Consider the following 15,885-nt stretch of genomic DNA (forward strand, 5'->3'; position numbering starts at 1 on the left):
TGGGATGAACTAGAAAGCATTTTTTATGAAAATTTATCAATTCCTGTTGATCGTAGAGCGGAATTCATAAGAACGAAATCCAAAGGAAATGAATAGCTTGAGAAAACTTTACTAATCATACTACAAAATGCCGGTGATGCAGATGATTACTTTGAAAACTTATAGCAAAATATTGCCTCCAGCTTAAATAATCGAGAAAAAGCCCTCTCCATCAGAAATTACTAAATTGCATTTTGTTAAACATACATTTTTTATCGTAGATATGGCCAATAAAATATGTCAGTACTTGTCTTTCAACAACAATCATCAGTAGGATTACAGGTGAGCCATAAAGATTACTGATTATATTAATCGCCAGATATTGCTAATAAAGTGCTCTTAATTAATATGGAATACAACTGGAGTGAACTAGAAAAAATTTTTAATGAAAGCCTGGAACTCTCTCCTTCTGAAAGGACAAATTTCATTATTAATAAATCGGAGGGCAATTTATTGTTACAGGAAACACTTCTTGATATGTTACGCCATTCGGAAGAATCAGAAGTTTATTTTCACAGGTTAAAAGGTGAAATTGCACAAGGCCTCTGTGATAAACCCCAGACTATTTTACTTCAAAAGGGAGATATAATCAACAAATATGTGGTTACTTCTTTGCTGGGGCAAGGGGGCATGGGGGAAGTTTATCTTGCGCAAAGAAACGATGGGCAATATGAGCAAACTGTTGCTATTAAATGTTTCTCCAATCCACTTCTTAAAGAAGATTTTTTAGAAAGTTTCCGTCAGGAACAGCAATTTCTGGCATCATTGAACCATGCTAATATAGCACATATTTTGGACGGTGGTTTAACAGAGCGTGGTATTCCTTTTATTATCATGGATTATGTAGAGGGAGATCCTATTGATAAATACCTGGAAGAGCATAAAAAAAACCTGAAAGAAAAGCTCTACTTATTTCTTGAAATTTGTGAGACGATTCAGTTTGCCCATAACCAGTTAATTCTTCATCTTGACATTAAACCTAATAATATTCTTGTCTCAAAAGAGGGTAAAATTAAGTTGCTGGATTTCGGAATAGCTAAAAAAATAGGGTCTTCAGATATAAGCAATACCAATATCATGGCCTCTCCTTTTTACGCTGCTCCAGAACAGTTGAATCAACAAAACACATCAGTAGCCACTGACATTTATCAATTAGGTGTGCTTTTTCATATTATTTTGTGTGGCGATATTCCTTTCGATAAAACAGAGGATATGGTTACAAACCGAGCACTTAAAATTAATACTGCCAAAGTGGGCAAAGAATTATTGGCAATTCTTTCTACTTGCCTCAAGGAAAAACCTGAAGAGCGTTATCTATCTGTAAACGAACTAATTGGGGATGTTAAAAATTATCTGGCGGGTTTTCCCGTGACAGTTTATTCCAACCAATGGCTCTACAAGGCAAATAAATTCATTCGAAGAAATAAAATTGCAACAAGCCTGGTGATCCTTTTATTTCTTTCCTTAACTATAGGGGTAGTGGTGTCTACCAGGCAAACTATATTGGCAAATGAGCAAACAGTTGCCGCACAAATTGCTGCTATGAAAAGCGAAAGAGTCTCAGATTTCTTAATTTCCATATTTGAATCGGCCAATCCGGAAATAAGAGGGAGGGATAAGCTTGAGTTAGAAAGTTTGATACAGGAAAGTATCCATAAGATTAAATTATACCCTGATGATGAAATTAAAGCTGAACTTTTATTTGTGCTAGGCACCACTTTTAGCAAAGCAGGTCAATATGCATTAGCCGATTCACTTCTTGCCCAATCTATTCAATTAAACAAAAAACTATCCCTTTCAGATACGGAAAATCATTTTAAAGCCTACTTTGAACTCTCAAAAGCAAGAATGTATAATTCCCAATTAAAAGAAAGCCTTGAGCTAATAAAAGAAGCTTTTGACTTATCTAAAAAACTAATCCCGGAAAATAAAAAAATAGCAGGCCTGTTAACCATGCAATTGGCACTTACTACTATGGAAGCTGGTGACACGAAAAGAGCAGACAGCTTGTTAGACAAAGCATGGTTTGAAACTCATCAGGCTTCACTGGACCCATTAGAATTGGCGGAAGCTTATAATACAAAAGCCAGTATAAAACATTATAAGGGAGAAATTGATTCTTCAATCATTCATTTAAAAAAATCTTTAGCCATTATTAAAAGAAATTATTCAGAAGGCCATCCTTTTTATATCACGTTAATTGAAAACCTCTCTTCCGGCTATAGACAAGCAAATGATTTTGATAAAGCTTTGAAGTACCAAAAAGAAGCCATCAAGAAAACAGAAACCATCTATGGAAAAGAGCACTTGAATTATATAAAATCTGCCAATGCTTTAGGAGTAACCTATAGAGATATGGATAGTTTGAATCAGGCTCTGGGATATCTTGAAGAAGCTGTAATGCTTGCCGAGAATGTAATGGGGAAAGAAACCCTGACCTATATTTCCAGTGCCGGAAATTTATCCTTAACTCTTAGTAAATTAGGGAAGCATTCAGATGCGGAAATAATAGCTTATGAAGCTTATGAAAAAGCCTTAAATTTTATAGGTTCGAAACACCCATTTTATTTATGGAGCATTGGCATATATGCCGGGTCTTTGGCCAACAGCCAAAAAAAGGATGAAGCAGAAATAATGTACCGACAGGCTTTAACCGAGCAAATTGAGGTATTGGGTCAGGGTCATCCCTGGGTAAAAAAGTCAGCTACTGGACTGGTCGGAATACTTGAAAAGAAAGGTAAGTGGAAGGAGATAGATTCTGTTAAACATTTAGTCAATCCTATAAATTAAATTTCCTGTTAAGGTGTGGCCGTAAATCAAAACAGCCTCGAATTGTGAGGCTGTGACTCCTGAATATTAGTTAGTGATTCAAGGGTGCATTTATATAATTGTCTGATATTAACCCCGATTAATTCCCATGCTTTTCGCGAGCCCATAATCGGAAAGTATTAAAATGTTAAGTTAAAAAAAACCGCTCTAAAAGAGCGGTCTTTCAGGTTAAAATGAAAAAACAACACCTAAACAAACGCATGACTTGTTTAGGTATCGCTCTATTTACATTTTTAAGGATAAGCCAAAGGTGGCCCAGCCTAAAGAACCTCTTCCTCCTTCAAAATAAAGGCCGAAGTTATTGCTGAGATAGTATCTAACACCGAAAACAGGTCCAAATTTTAAATCTACATCTCCCTCCTGATTTCCATAATCACCAGAATAAGTTTGGAATTCCATCCCCATTAACAATGCGATATATAAATCAAGCTTACTGTCATCTATGCCCATATCAAGTGCTTCATTTAGCAAACTTGAAAAGTGAAAAGAACCTCTACCTCCTATAGTAAAGATTGAGAATCCATAGTCATAGCCATAAATATTAGATCGGTAATTCCACTTGGCAAATCCTGCGTAAGGACCCACTCCGAAATACTCATGTATCCCTACCTCATAATTAGCAGTAATAGCTGGCACTGAAAAAGACCTCGTGCCTAATGCACCATAACCATAGTAGCCCAGCCCAAATCCGGCATTAAAGATGTTATCACCTTTTTCATAGACTAAATCCTGTGCCTGTACACTAAAACTTAGTAATAGTGCTGTAGCTATTAATAATATTTGTTTCTTCATAGTTCTGTTATTAGTAATAAATCTACAAAGAGCTAATGGCTCTTTGTAGATTAGTATTAAAGTGATTATAACTACAGAAATAACAGATTGTCTGATCCATTATCAGAAAAACTGTTATTAGCTTCAATTTGCGATGCAGGATCTGTACTACCTGAATTAAGCCCATTTAAAAAGCCACTGCTTCCTACAACTATTCCATTTTCACCACTATGAGATATAACACAATCATTCAATTTTAATTTTCCGGAAGCAATTGCAATGTTAGCTGTTCTCCAACCGCTATTTATGTAATCGATTTCAGTCCCACCTCCATGTGAAACTTCAACATAATTGAATTCATTTACTTCGGAATTAGATTCTATTAAAATTCCTGCCCACTTAATACCTCCTGCTTGATTAGCACTTGTAAAAGTGATCATATTTCCTGATGCTCCGGAAGCTACTACCGTACCGCTTGAGTTTACAGTGAGGCTCACATCTTCATTAAATCTAAATTCAGATCCTTCTTCTATTGTTACATCAGATCCTATTGTAGATGAACCAGTAAATAAATAGTAGGCATCCCCTGCTAAATCAGCAATTGATTGATTATTAGAAGTTGTTGAACCATAAATTGTCACACCATCATCCCCATTTCCTGAAAAAGTAGAGTTCCCATCAATTGCACCAATGTCATTGAATTCAATAACAATTGCGTAACCGTTATTATCTACAAATTCATTATTCTCAAAAACATTTAGAGATTCCGTACCACAGTAGATACCGTCACCTTCACCATTTGATATGTTAGAATTTGTTATAGTTAACAGCCCATTATCTTGAATTCCAACATTAGCACTTCTCCATCCACTATTTTCATAAAACATCTCTGAATTTCCTGCATAAGAGACCTCAACATGGTCTAATTTATTTGAACTATAGCCGGAATTTATATCAAGTCCGCCCCAATATAATCCTCCTGAAATATTTGACGAAGTCATTACTATTTTATTTGATGCATTACCTTCAGCAATAATATTCCCCTCTTCATTCACTCTGAAAAAAACATCTTCATCAAAAGCAAACTGAACACCTTCGCCTATATTTAAAACACTTTCTAAATCAATTTCACCCGTCACTCTATAGGACTGTTGGTTAGCAAGTGCCACTATAGACTGATCGTCAGTCATGGTAGAACCATATATTCTTACAGAACTTTTACTCCCATTTCCGGAAACATCTGAATTACCATCAATTTTACCTGCCTCATTAAAAGGAATAGAAACCGGGTAAGAATTGTTATCTTTAAAAACATTGTTTTCAAAAACTTCTAACTCTCCGGAAACATACATTCCTTCCTCTTTACTATTAGTTACAGTAGAATTTTTAAGTGTTAATTTCCCATTATTTGCCACTGCTATATTTGCTGTTCTCCATCCGGAATTTAAATAATCGATATCACTATTTCCAGCATAAGAAATTTCTGTATAGGTTAATTCATTTTGAAGATAGCCTGATTTGAAGTTTATTCCTCCCCAATGTAATCCGGCAGCAATGTTAGAACTAGTAAACTTGATGCTATCATTATCCGTCCCTACTGCATTTAAGAGCCCTGTTGATTCAACTTCTATAAAAGCATCCTCTACTACTTGGACATACACACCTGCCTCAACTGTTAATTCAGCATTTATATCTATGCTCTTTGTAATAATATAATCCGGAAGGCTTGGGTCGTCATATATATTTTCCCAGGTAGTATTTTCATCAACATTACTACTGATTTCAACTGGTGAAACTTCCGCCTCAATAGTAACTTCTGCAGTACTTTCATTTCCATTTCCGTCATTCACAGTTAAAGCAATAACATATTCCCCCGCTAAATCAGCTGTAAAATCCAATGTAACTGTCTCCTCATTTGACAAGGTTGGTGTGCTATTGGTTGGGGCAGAAGTAACTTCCCATAAGTAAGTTAAATCATCATCCTCAGGGTCTGTTGAATTAGCGCCAGACAATTGAAAAGTATTCCCTACATTAATTACATTATTATCATTTTCCGGAGCTATTGATTGATTATTTGAATCAGTAATGACAGCCTCAGGCGCTTCATTTTCATTGACTGTTGCTGAAATAACTACATCATCAGTATCTGTATTTCCATCCTCATCTTCAACGGTCAAGGCCGCAGTATATTCACCTGGTTCATCAGGAATAAATGTTGCTTGCTCACTTGAAGCGTTGGATATAGTAGCACTACTTCCGGCAGGGGTTTGTGTTAATTCCCAACTGAAGCTTAATGCCTCTCCCTCTGGATCTGATGAATTGCTCCCATTTAGGGTAACCGTACTCCCAACAAAAGCATTTATGTCAGTTCCCGCATCTGCAACAGGAGGCTCACCTACTATTACATCTTCATCATCTTTACATCCGTAAAATATTATGGCTATGACTAATAGCCAGCTAAATCTTGTTAACGTTCTTAAGTTCTTCATAATTATTTAGGTATGTTTTTCTCTTGTATCTATATACACACCAAATTCTTTTGAAGTGGATCATATTTTCTGAAAAAAAATTAAAAAATTTCTTTCCTCAACATATTCCCTTTTCCAATGTTGGTATTCTATCTTTGTAATCTTATGGAATTGGTCAAAAAACATACTACTCAAGTGGATTTCGAAACACTTGATCCCAAAAAATATATCATCATTAAAGGTGCCCGGGTAAACAACCTGAAAAATTTAAGTGTCGCCATCCCGCGCAATCAATTAGTGGTAGTCACCGGCCTTTCCGGATCAGGCAAATCCTCACTGGCATTTGACACGCTTTTTGCAGAAGGACAACGAATGTATGTGGAAAGCCTGAGCTCTTATGCCCGCCAGTTTTTGGGCCGAATGGAAAAACCTGAGGTGGATTATATCAGAGGTGTTTCTCCGGCAATAGCCATAGAACAAAAAGTGAATACCCGAAATCCCCGATCCACAGTTGGTACCACCACTGAGATTTACGACTACATGAAACTGCTATTTGCTAGAATCGGCACCACTATTTCACCGATCAGTGGGCAGGCTGTAAGTCGTGATACAGTCAGTGGGATTTCTGACACCATCCATAAAAAGGAAGAGGGGACAAGGTTTTTGGTTCTGGCCCCGCTTCTGAAAAGTGAAGGACGAACGCTTAAAAAAGAATTGGAATTGCTCTTAAGTAAAGGTTACACGCGGATACTTGCCGGAGATGAAATTCTATTTATAGAAGACATTCTTCCCACTGTTAAGACTTTGGAAAAGGAAAAGATATTTATCTTAATAGACAGGGCCACGGTTCAGAAAGATGATGAGGACAATCAGTTCCGGATATCGGATTCTATCCAAACCGCTTTTTTCGAAGGTCATGGGGAATGTATTATTGACTTTGTGGGAGATGAACGGATTAGCTTTAACGATAAATTTGAAAAAGACGGAATTATTTTTGAAGAACCAAGTGTCAATTTGTTCAGCTTTAACAATCCTTATGGTGCCTGCAGAACCTGTGAAGGCTTTGGTAAAGTACTGGGTATTGATGAAGATTTAGTTATACCTGATAAAAGCCTGTCTATATATGAAGGCGCCATTGCACCCTGGAAAGGCGAAACAATGAAGTTATGGGTAGAGCCTTTGCTTAAACACGGTATTGAATTTGATTTCCCCATTCACCGTCCTTTTGAGGAATTAACTCCTGAACAACAACAACTCCTTTGGACAGGGAATAAATATTTTAAGGGTCTTGATGCTTTTTTTCAGCATTTGAGTGCGAAAATGCATAAAATACAATACAGAGTAATGCTTTCACGCTATCGTGGAAGAACTGTGTGCCCGGATTGTAAAGGAACCCGCCTGCGGAAAGATGCCGGCTATGTGAAAATTGATCAGGCTTCAATTATAGAATTGGTACTAAAGCCCATTGATAATCTCATTGAGTTTTTTAAAAATATCACTCTTTCGGATTATCAGAAAAAGGTAGCCGGAAGAATTTTGACAGAAATTGAAAATAGGCTTCAATATCTGATGGAAGTGGGTTTGGGCTATCTCACCTTGAACAGACTAACAGCTTCCTTGTCAGGAGGGGAGTTTCAGCGAATTAAACTCGCTACTTCCCTGGGTAGTGCTTTGGTAGGCTCAATGTATATTTTAGATGAACCTTCTATTGGACTGCACCCGCGAGATACTAAAAGATTAGTGAATGTTTTAAAAACACTTCGTGACCTGGGCAATACAGTAATTGTAGTAGAACACGAAGAAGAAGTAATGCTGGAGGCAGATCAAATTATTGATGTAGGCCCGGATGCCGGTGTACATGGTGGAGAGCTGGTTTTTCAGGGGAAATTGGAAGCCCTCAAAAAAGCGAATAATACTCACACAGCCCATTTCCTGAATGGCACAAATGAAGTGAAAGTGCCAACCCAGCGAAGAAGATGGAATAATAGTATCCTTATTAAAGGAGCGCGAGAGAATAATTTAAAAATTCCTGAAGTAAAAATTCCTTTGGAAGTACTCACTGTAGTAACTGGCGTGAGTGGTTCCGGTAAATCCACGCTTATTAAAAAAGTACTTTATCCTGCCCTGGCTAAAATTATTGGGCAAGGATCAACTGAAAGCACGGGTAAGTTTGATAAGTTGGAAGGAGATTACAAAAAAATTAAATCCATTGAATTTGTAGATCAGAACCCTATTGGAAAGTCATCCCGCTCAAATCCTGTTACTTATGTGAAAGCTTATGATGCCATCAGGCAGTTATTTGCTGACCAGGGGCTTGCCAGGCAACGTGGCTATAAACCAGCTCATTTTTCTTTCAACGTTGATGGCGGAAGATGTGAAATGTGCCAGGGTGAAGGTATTCAGAAGATAGAAATGCAGTTTATGGCTGATATTGAGCTGACTTGTGAAAGCTGTGGTGGACAAAGGTTCAAAAATGAAATATTGGATATTACCTATCAGGGTAAGCATATTGCAGAAGTGCTGGATTTAACAGTAGAAGAAAGCCTGGAATTCTTCGAAAAACAAACTGCCGTAATTAATAAATTAAAACCTCTTTTCGATGTGGGCTTGGGTTATATCCGCCTGGGACAATCCTCAAACTCCTTAAGTGGGGGTGAAGCACAGCGTGTAAAATTGGCCAGCTATCTTGGCAAAGGAGGAAGTATGAAAAATGAGCATAATTTGTTTATTTTTGATGAACCTACTACCGGCTTACATTTCCATGATATAAAAAGATTATTGGAATCTATTAATGCCCTGATAGAACAAGGGAATTCAGTGATTATTATTGAACATAACATGGAAGTGATTAAAACTGCTGACTGGATAATTGATTTGGGCCCTGAAGGAGGAACCAATGGTGGACAAATTACTTTTGAAGGATTACCTGAAGATATGGTAAAGCTAAAGGGAAACCATACAGCTGATTATTTAAAAGGGAAGTTGGGCTAGGACAAGAATTTGCTCCTAAGTAACAATAAGTGGCTTTTTAAAATGTTTTATAGGTCAATTTAAATCTTAAGTTTATGGGAATCAGAAAAACATTATTAATAACTGTATTATACATTTTTACTTTTGCAGCTTGCTCATCAAACGATGAGGCTACTACTTATGAAAAGGCTGAATTTTACGGAAGCTGGGAATTAAGCAGTTCCACTTCAGAGAATTTTGTAGTATGCACTGATAATCCACTGATATTAGATATTAGTGAAAATGAAATATTTTTTAGTGGTATTGACTCAGGTACATGGTGTAATTCAGGCAGCAGCCTGCAGTCTAATTATGATTTTAACGGTTCTGTGTTTACCATTCATTCCTTTAGTGTAGATGCTCCTTACACCATTACATCCAAACACAAGGATGAATTTACATGGGAAAGAAACTTAGGGGCAAAACCAGAAGTTTATACTTATATAAAGTTAAATTAAAAACAGCCCTTCAAAATAAAAGCTTTAAAAAGCCTTTGATTTAACAAGGCTTTTTAAAGCTAAATAAAAAGGGCTAAAATACCCTTAACGGGATTGAACATTTACATTATTCGTGTTTATGTCCTGGCTCATAAATTAGTCTGATAAAAGTACTTAGTCTTTCCCTATCTCTGTTAACAGGTATACCTCCAACTATTCCCATCAATAATTTATCAGAGAGAGAAAGTCGCATCTGGGGTCTTATTACCATTTCAAAGTTTTGACCATCAACAACTTTGTTGAACTCAACACCTATAAAATTTCGGGTATTGGGAATCATATAATGGACATTGGAGTTGATTTCATACTCAAATTCACTTTCCAGTTCATTGTTAAAAGGAACAAACCATTTCGGCCCGGTATATATTAATGTATGCCAGCCATTTCTCCAATTAGTAGCTGAAATTAAAAATGGATTGATTACATCCCCCTCAAAAATACTATTGGTAGAAATGCTGTCCAATGCTGTAAAAACAAATTCATTTATACCACCAATAGCCATTGAGGTGTTCATTTTTTCAGAGACAAGGAAGGTCCACTGAAAAGCGGTTTTGATTGACTCCACCCGGTTAGAGGGTCTTCTTCTGATATTTCCCTCCAAACCATTGGAAGTGTAAATAGAAACCGGAACCTCTATCTCCAAACCCAATCGATCCTTGGGAGCCCATTCATATTCCACCAAGGCTTCATACTTATCATAATTCAACCTATCAAACATTCCAAGGCCAAGATTCCATTCCTTTTCGCCTTTGCGGGCACCCAGGTCGCGGATTAAATCAATAAAAAGAGGTTCCGCATGGTCTATTTTCAAAGGTTCATCATTGTTTCCGGTTTCTTCTTGTGCATAAGCTGAGAAGGAAACTAAAAAAACAATTACTGTAACGAATATATTCTTCAAATGCATATGTATATAATTTGTTTTAAGTTGTCACCCCGATTAGTCGGGGCAGGCTATGGAATAACCATCCCGAGTACTCAGTATGGTTATTCCATGATTTTAATGTATGGGAAACTGCTACGGCCACTGAGGGTTCAAGAATATTGAACCCTCTTTTATCCTTTAACCGTATAAATAATTAAAATAAAGGAGGGTTAACCCGGAAAAATCATAAATACTTTGTTAAATTATATTTGTGTTTTTCGCAATCCAGCTCCTGTTTAATGGGCACCATAAGCCATGAAACAACTATAGAAGCGTGGACAAAACCTATTATGAATAAACCGGGTTTATTATACTTGTTTGGGTGGGGGAGTGTCTGTATTTAAAAACCCTAAAGAAGTTGCCAGGTAAAAGTTTTTACATCGATGTGAGATCAATTTATAGTTAAAACCCTGGGGTATGATAAAGGAATTATAGTAAAAATATTTATTTACAACATCGATCAAATTATCAGAACTGTCATCATTATCATCTTCATCAAACAATTCTTCTTCGTAAATATTTTCCATCACCAATTCCAATAAATTTGAATTGGCTATAGTTTCACCCTGCTTTCGTAAAGAAGGACTTTCCATCTCTGGCACCAATATGTTGTTAAGTATAAGGATCACCAGAAATGGTGCTAAAATCTTAGCTCCTCCAATATCCCATAAAACTACTCGCAATCGTCTCAACTATTATTTGCTTTTGATACAATTAGAAAGTAAAAATAGCAAATTTCTGATAAACACAACACTTAACGAGTTCAATAAGAATAAATTAAATACCCATAATAAAAGTGGTGAACCTGCAAGTTTTAACAGATAAAGCAAAGATTGAAAGTTTGATTTCTGATAAAATTCTAAACCCATTCCTGCTGAAAACGTGAAACAAAGACATAACAATCACCTTATCTATGAGCCTTATTCAAATAATTCTTGCTGTTTTTATTCCACCGCTGGCAGTTGCTCTTTCCAAAGGGCTTACCGGAGCCTTCTGGCTTAATCTTTTATTGACTATTCTAGGCATTATTCCCGGTATAATTCATGCATTTTATGTTTTAACAAGATGAATAACAAAAAGGAAAAATTTGCCCGGTTTGGTATTTCCACTAAAGGATTTGTATACTGCCTGATAGGTGCCCTCACTTTAGCCGCGGCATTCGGTATGGGCGGTAAAAAAGCGGATTCCGATGGCGTATTAAGCACGCTGGGTGATCAGCCTTTTGGTCAAATTTTATTAGGAATAACTGCTTTAGGTTTATTAGGGTTTGTCTTCTGGAGGTTCTATCAAGCAATAGTAGACCCTGAAGATATTGGCAGTGATTTTAAAGGCATCATCACAAGAATTGGCTATTCATTATCTGCTGTTTTTTATGGATTACTTGCCTTTACTGCATTAAAAATGATTTTTAATGGAGGCAATCAAGGTTCAGGAGGAGGAAGGGAGTCGGCCATTTCTACCCTATTAAGCAAGCCTTACGGCCAAGTATTAGTGGGAATTTTAGGTGCTATATTTTTAGGCAAAGCACTTTATCAATTTTACAGGGCTTACTCCGGTAAATTCAAAAAGAAAGTGGAAGCAGCTGAGTTGGACAATAAGGTTGAAAGATGGGTACTGAATACCGGTTATGTGGGCTATACAGCCAGGGGTATAGTAGTAGGAGTAATTTCCTATTTAACATTTCACGCAGCTTTTACCGCTGATTCGGATTCTGCAGGAGGCACAAAAGAAGCTTTTAGTTTCTTGCAAAACGAATTCGGAACCATTGTTTTAGCTATTATAGCAGCCGGACTCTTTGCTTATGGTTTCTTTATGTTCGTTAAAGCAAGGTATAGAAGTATAGGTATATAAATCAACTATCATGAACAAGCTTATTAAGAAAAAATATTTATCGAAAAAGAACTATCAGGTACTAGAGACTATTTCCGCCTTGGGAATAAGTTTGCTCACCAAGGAATTGGTTAAAAAAGGCTGGAAAAAGATAACCAAAACACCACCACCTGAAAACCCTTATTCCACTGAAGCCAGTGTCAGGGAAGTTATTTTATTTTCTGTTAGTTTGGCCCTGGTAAGTACTTCAATTAAGTTACTCACCAGGAGTAAATTTGCAAAACAGTGGGATAAATTAGAAGGAGAACTACCTAAGAACCTTTCCTAGTATTCGGTCCGCTAATGATGAGAGCGAAGGGAGCTTTTTACCAACAGACTGCTTCTCATGAATTCGGCTGGCACGGAATTGCCTATTCTCTATAACCAGTAGGGGCAAAAAATTGTTATTTACCCAACTCAATGCTTGGAAATAATGAAAATTGATTCCCTTAATCAACTCTTTACTGCTCTCTTGTGAGGACACAAGAGAGGGCGAGCGGGTAATGTCGTTAAGCTTTTATTAAAACCTCAACCTTTAATCCTTCTCCGAAGTGAGAAGGAAGATTGTCTTAACGACATTGGGTGAGCAGGGAGCCGATTGCCGACAAAGCCCATGTCGGTACCTTACAAAGGTCAGACATGTTTAAAATGGGCAGTGTAGTATTAAACCAAAATGTCTGACGTTTTCATCGTACCGACATCTGGTACTGCTAAATATCTGAGAAATTCCTGAAAAATAAATACTCTTTCTACCCTTAGTTTTAGCGTAGCGAACTGCCCTATAAAACTGGGACTGTGACTCAGTATGCTATACACAGTTTCAAACCGGACATGAGTCCAACCTTTACAATGTTTTCTACAGGCCAGCTCATTTAGAACAAGAGCTCTGCTAATTCTACCAATACTAACCAGCCTAAATAGCATAAAACTGCTATAATTACCACAACGACAAAGATTACAAGTGCCAATAGCCCTTTACCAGAGCCCTGATGTTTTCCTTCCTCATAATACTCCTGTAGCAATCGAAGATTTTTCATATTGGATTTATACCACACATCAAAAAGGGTTCCCAGTATTGGAATAGAGCCAACAATTGCATCAATAGAAGAATTAATAAGCATCTTTATCACCACATTGCCACTGGCTCCATTCCGGTAAACTGTATAAATAATGGCCAAAGAAACTGCATAAGTTCCTAAATCCCCCAAGCCGGGAAATATGCTGAACAAAGGATCCAGACCGAATTTGATTGAAGTGGATGGAATAGTAAATTGCGAATCCAGAAGTCGAGACATCCTTCTGATCCATTTAAAACCCGGCTTTCCAACATGTTGCCTGTTATTCTTGCTCATAAAAATGGTTTCTGACGGTCAAACAATATTATTTTAAAAGAGTAAACAATAATGATCTTTCACTGAAAAAAAATTGCTAGGTGATATACATCATTACGCATATTTCCTTAATGTTGTGTTGTTAATCAGAAAAAACCTGATATGTCAGAGAACGAACTATTAGATCAGATAGCCAAAAGAAACCCTCATGAATCCGAATTCTTGCAAGCAGTAGAGGAAGTGGTTTCTTCAGTAGGCAAAGTACTTCGGAAACATCCGGAATATCATCAGTTAAAAATATTAGAGCGAATGGCCGAGCCCGAGAGGTTAATTTCTTTTCGGGTAAACTGGCTTGATGATGAGGGAAATGTACAGGTAAACAGAGGCTATAGAATTCAAATGAACAGTGCCCTTGGCCCATATAAAGGAGGCTTGCGTTTTCACCCATCAGTGAACCAAAGTATTTTGAAATTTTTGGCATTTGAACAAATTTTTAAAAATGCCCTTACAGGTTTGCCATTAGGTGGTGGAAAAGGTGGTGCAGATTTTGACCCTAAAGGAAAATCTGACCAGGAAATCATGCGGTTTTGCCAGGCGTTTATGACCGAATTATATCGACATATTGGCCATTTTACAGATGTGCCGGCTGGTGATATTGGTGTTGGCGGAAGAGAAATAGGGTATCTGTTTGGTGCTTATAAGAAATTGCAAAATGAATTTACGGGAGTGTTAACAGGTAAAGGTCATAAATGGGGAGGAAGCCTCATTCGGCCGGAAGCCACCGGTTATGGCCTGGTTTATTTTGCGGAAAATATGATGAGCAGTGTGGGGGATACCCTAAAAGGCAAGACCTGCCTGGTTTCAGGTGCAGGAAATGTAGCACAATATACAATTGAGAAATTAATTCAATTGGGAGCAAAACCAATCACTGTTTCCGATTCTTCCGGTTTTATTTATGATAAAGATGGTATTGACGCTGAAAAACTGGAACATATTAATTACATAAAAAATGTATGCAGGGGAAGGATAGCAGAATATACTGAGAAATATGAAAGTGCAGAATATACTGATACTGATCCTTCCGCTGATTTTAACTCATTATGGAAAATTAAGGCCGATTGCGCCTTCCCTTGTGCCACTCAGAATGAAATATTGCTGAAAGATGCAAAGAGTCTGACTAAAAACGGAGTTAAGTTAGTAGCTGAAGGAGCCAATATGCCTACTTCAGCAGACGCTATTGATATTTTTCAGGAATCAAAAACCCTATATGCCCCCGGAAAAGCCTGTAATGCCGGTGGTGTAGCTGTATCCGGATTGGAAATGACACAAAATAGAATGGGTGTCTATTGGACAAGGGAAGAGGTAGACGAAAGACTCAAAAACATTATGAAAAGAATACATGATGATTGTTTGAAAACTGCCAAAGAGTATGAATTAAGTGATCATAATTATATGGAAGCGGCCAATATTTTCGGCTTCCTAAAAGTAGCCGATGCTATGAAAGCACAGGGAGTATTTTAAATTACTCAGAAATCAATTTCCAGGCAACTGTTAATGCCGTCTTAAAATAATGAGTGCCGAAGTAATCCATGAATTTTCAGCAGGTTACTTCGGCCTTACTTCAATTTTTCCAATTTAAAGGTATACTCACCTTGACCATCATCTACAACCATGTGAAAGCTGTTCCTGGAAAGTCGGGTTAGTTCTCCATAATAAATAAAATCTGTCCCATTAATATGGTCGTAAAAACTCATTTCAAAATTGAAAACCCTATCATCATTCTCGTATCTATCCAAAAATAAAGTCCAGAAACCATCAAAAATGGCATTCATGGAACTATCATCATAAAGTGCCGAATAATCAGGATAAAAGGTGATATAATCTCCTCTGTAATCATCCATTATGTTATTCCTAAACAAAGCATAATCTGCTTTATAGAATGCCTTTTTAAAGTACCAGGTGCCCGTAATTTTATCCTCTTTCCGATCTAAAATTTCCTCATCGGAGCAGGAAGCAAGGAAGACTGTAAACAGAAATAAACAAAGATATTTTAAATTTTTCATTATAAATAAAGTTGGATTTCATTGGTCACATCAAAAACCAAACCAAATCATTTTAGCGTATCTCGTCTGCATTGCTGTTACTATTAT

The 15,885-nt window shown here is 37.0% G+C and carries 13 protein-coding genes; 7 read left to right on the plus strand and 6 right to left on the minus strand.

Features of this window, described 5'->3' with window-relative positions; genetic code table 11:
• Nucleotides 1-387: 387 nt before the first annotated feature.
• Nucleotides 388-2,829, plus strand: a complete 2,442-nt coding sequence (locus JKA74_RS13085; protein ID WP_201431642.1) for a serine/threonine-protein kinase — start codon at nucleotides 388-390, stop codon at nucleotides 2,827-2,829.
• A 264-nt stretch (nucleotides 2,830-3,093) separates the two neighbouring features.
• Here the strand turns inward: JKA74_RS13085 and JKA74_RS13090 are convergent, their stop codons facing one another.
• Nucleotides 3,094-3,660: a hypothetical protein gene (locus JKA74_RS13090; RefSeq protein ID WP_201431643.1), complete on the minus strand. Its 567-nt coding sequence runs from the start codon at nucleotides 3,658-3,660 to the stop codon at nucleotides 3,094-3,096.
• A 71-nt stretch (nucleotides 3,661-3,731) separates the two neighbouring features.
• Complete coding sequence (locus tag JKA74_RS13095; RefSeq protein ID WP_201431644.1) at nucleotides 3,732-6,128, minus strand: right-handed parallel beta-helix repeat-containing protein; 2,397 nt, start codon at nucleotides 6,126-6,128, stop codon at nucleotides 3,732-3,734.
• 144 nt (nucleotides 6,129-6,272) lie between these two features.
• On the opposite strand from JKA74_RS13095, the gene uvrA reads away from it, so the two are divergent.
• Together uvrA and JKA74_RS13105 are read left to right on the plus strand one after the other, a co-directional pair.
• Nucleotides 6,273-9,098 carry an excinuclease ABC subunit UvrA gene (gene uvrA, locus JKA74_RS13100; RefSeq protein WP_201431645.1) on the plus strand — a complete coding sequence of 942 codons (2,826 nt, stop codon included), beginning with the start codon at nucleotides 6,273-6,275 and terminating at the stop codon, nucleotides 9,096-9,098.
• A gap of 74 nt (nucleotides 9,099-9,172) precedes the next feature.
• On the plus strand, nucleotides 9,173-9,574 hold the full coding sequence (locus tag JKA74_RS13105) for a hypothetical protein (RefSeq protein WP_201431646.1): 402 nt from the start codon (nucleotides 9,173-9,175) through the stop codon (nucleotides 9,572-9,574).
• A 106-nt stretch (nucleotides 9,575-9,680) separates the two neighbouring features.
• Here the strand turns inward: JKA74_RS13105 and JKA74_RS13110 are convergent, their stop codons facing one another.
• Together JKA74_RS13110 and JKA74_RS13115 are read right to left on the minus strand one after the other, a co-directional pair.
• On the minus strand, nucleotides 9,681-10,517 hold the full coding sequence (locus JKA74_RS13110; protein ID WP_201431647.1) for an HAEPLYID family protein: 837 nt from the start codon (nucleotides 10,515-10,517) through the stop codon (nucleotides 9,681-9,683).
• 326 nt (nucleotides 10,518-10,843) lie between these two features.
• Entirely contained in the window at nucleotides 10,844-11,227 is a 384-nt protein-coding gene (locus tag JKA74_RS13115; RefSeq protein ID WP_201431648.1) for a hypothetical protein, read from the minus strand.
• 221 nt (nucleotides 11,228-11,448) lie between these two features.
• Here JKA74_RS13115 and JKA74_RS13120 point away from each other — a divergent pair, with 221 nt between their 5' ends.
• Genes JKA74_RS13120 through JKA74_RS13130 form a run of 3 tightly spaced genes read left to right on the plus strand, consistent with a single transcriptional unit; the run spans nucleotide 11,449 to nucleotide 12,693 of the window.
• Nucleotides 11,449-11,604, plus strand: a complete 156-nt coding sequence (locus tag JKA74_RS13120) for a YqaE/Pmp3 family membrane protein (protein WP_201431649.1) — start codon at nucleotides 11,449-11,451, stop codon at nucleotides 11,602-11,604.
• Complete coding sequence (locus tag JKA74_RS13125; RefSeq protein WP_201431650.1) at nucleotides 11,601-12,386, plus strand: DUF1206 domain-containing protein; 786 nt, start codon at nucleotides 11,601-11,603, stop codon at nucleotides 12,384-12,386. The genes JKA74_RS13120 and JKA74_RS13125 overlap by 4 nt, the downstream gene beginning before the upstream one ends.
• A gap of 10 nt (nucleotides 12,387-12,396) precedes the next feature.
• On the plus strand, nucleotides 12,397-12,693 hold the full coding sequence (locus tag JKA74_RS13130; RefSeq protein ID WP_201431651.1) for a DUF4235 domain-containing protein: 297 nt from the start codon (nucleotides 12,397-12,399) through the stop codon (nucleotides 12,691-12,693).
• Nucleotides 12,694-13,276: 583 nt separating this feature from the next.
• Here the strand turns inward: JKA74_RS13130 and JKA74_RS13135 are convergent.
• A complete protein-coding gene (locus tag JKA74_RS13135) occupies nucleotides 13,277-13,756 on the minus strand; it encodes a DUF4112 domain-containing protein (RefSeq protein WP_201431652.1) in 480 nt (159 codons plus the stop codon).
• A gap of 141 nt (nucleotides 13,757-13,897) precedes the next feature.
• Here JKA74_RS13135 and gdhA point away from each other — a divergent pair, with 141 nt between their 5' ends.
• A complete protein-coding gene (gene gdhA, locus JKA74_RS13140; protein WP_201431653.1) occupies nucleotides 13,898-15,256 on the plus strand; it encodes an NADP-specific glutamate dehydrogenase in 1,359 nt (452 codons plus the stop codon).
• A gap of 95 nt (nucleotides 15,257-15,351) precedes the next feature.
• Here gdhA and JKA74_RS13145 read toward each other — a convergent pair whose 3' ends face one another.
• Nucleotides 15,352-15,798 carry a hypothetical protein gene (locus JKA74_RS13145; RefSeq protein ID WP_201431654.1) on the minus strand — a complete coding sequence of 149 codons (447 nt, stop codon included), beginning with the start codon at nucleotides 15,796-15,798 and terminating at the stop codon, nucleotides 15,352-15,354.
• Between the last annotated feature and the right edge of the window lie 87 nt (nucleotides 15,799-15,885).

The sequence above is a fragment of the Marivirga aurantiaca genome (assembly GCF_016679925.1).
In the GTDB taxonomy this organism is placed as follows: domain Bacteria; phylum Bacteroidota; class Bacteroidia; order Cytophagales; family Cyclobacteriaceae; genus Marivirga; species Marivirga aurantiaca.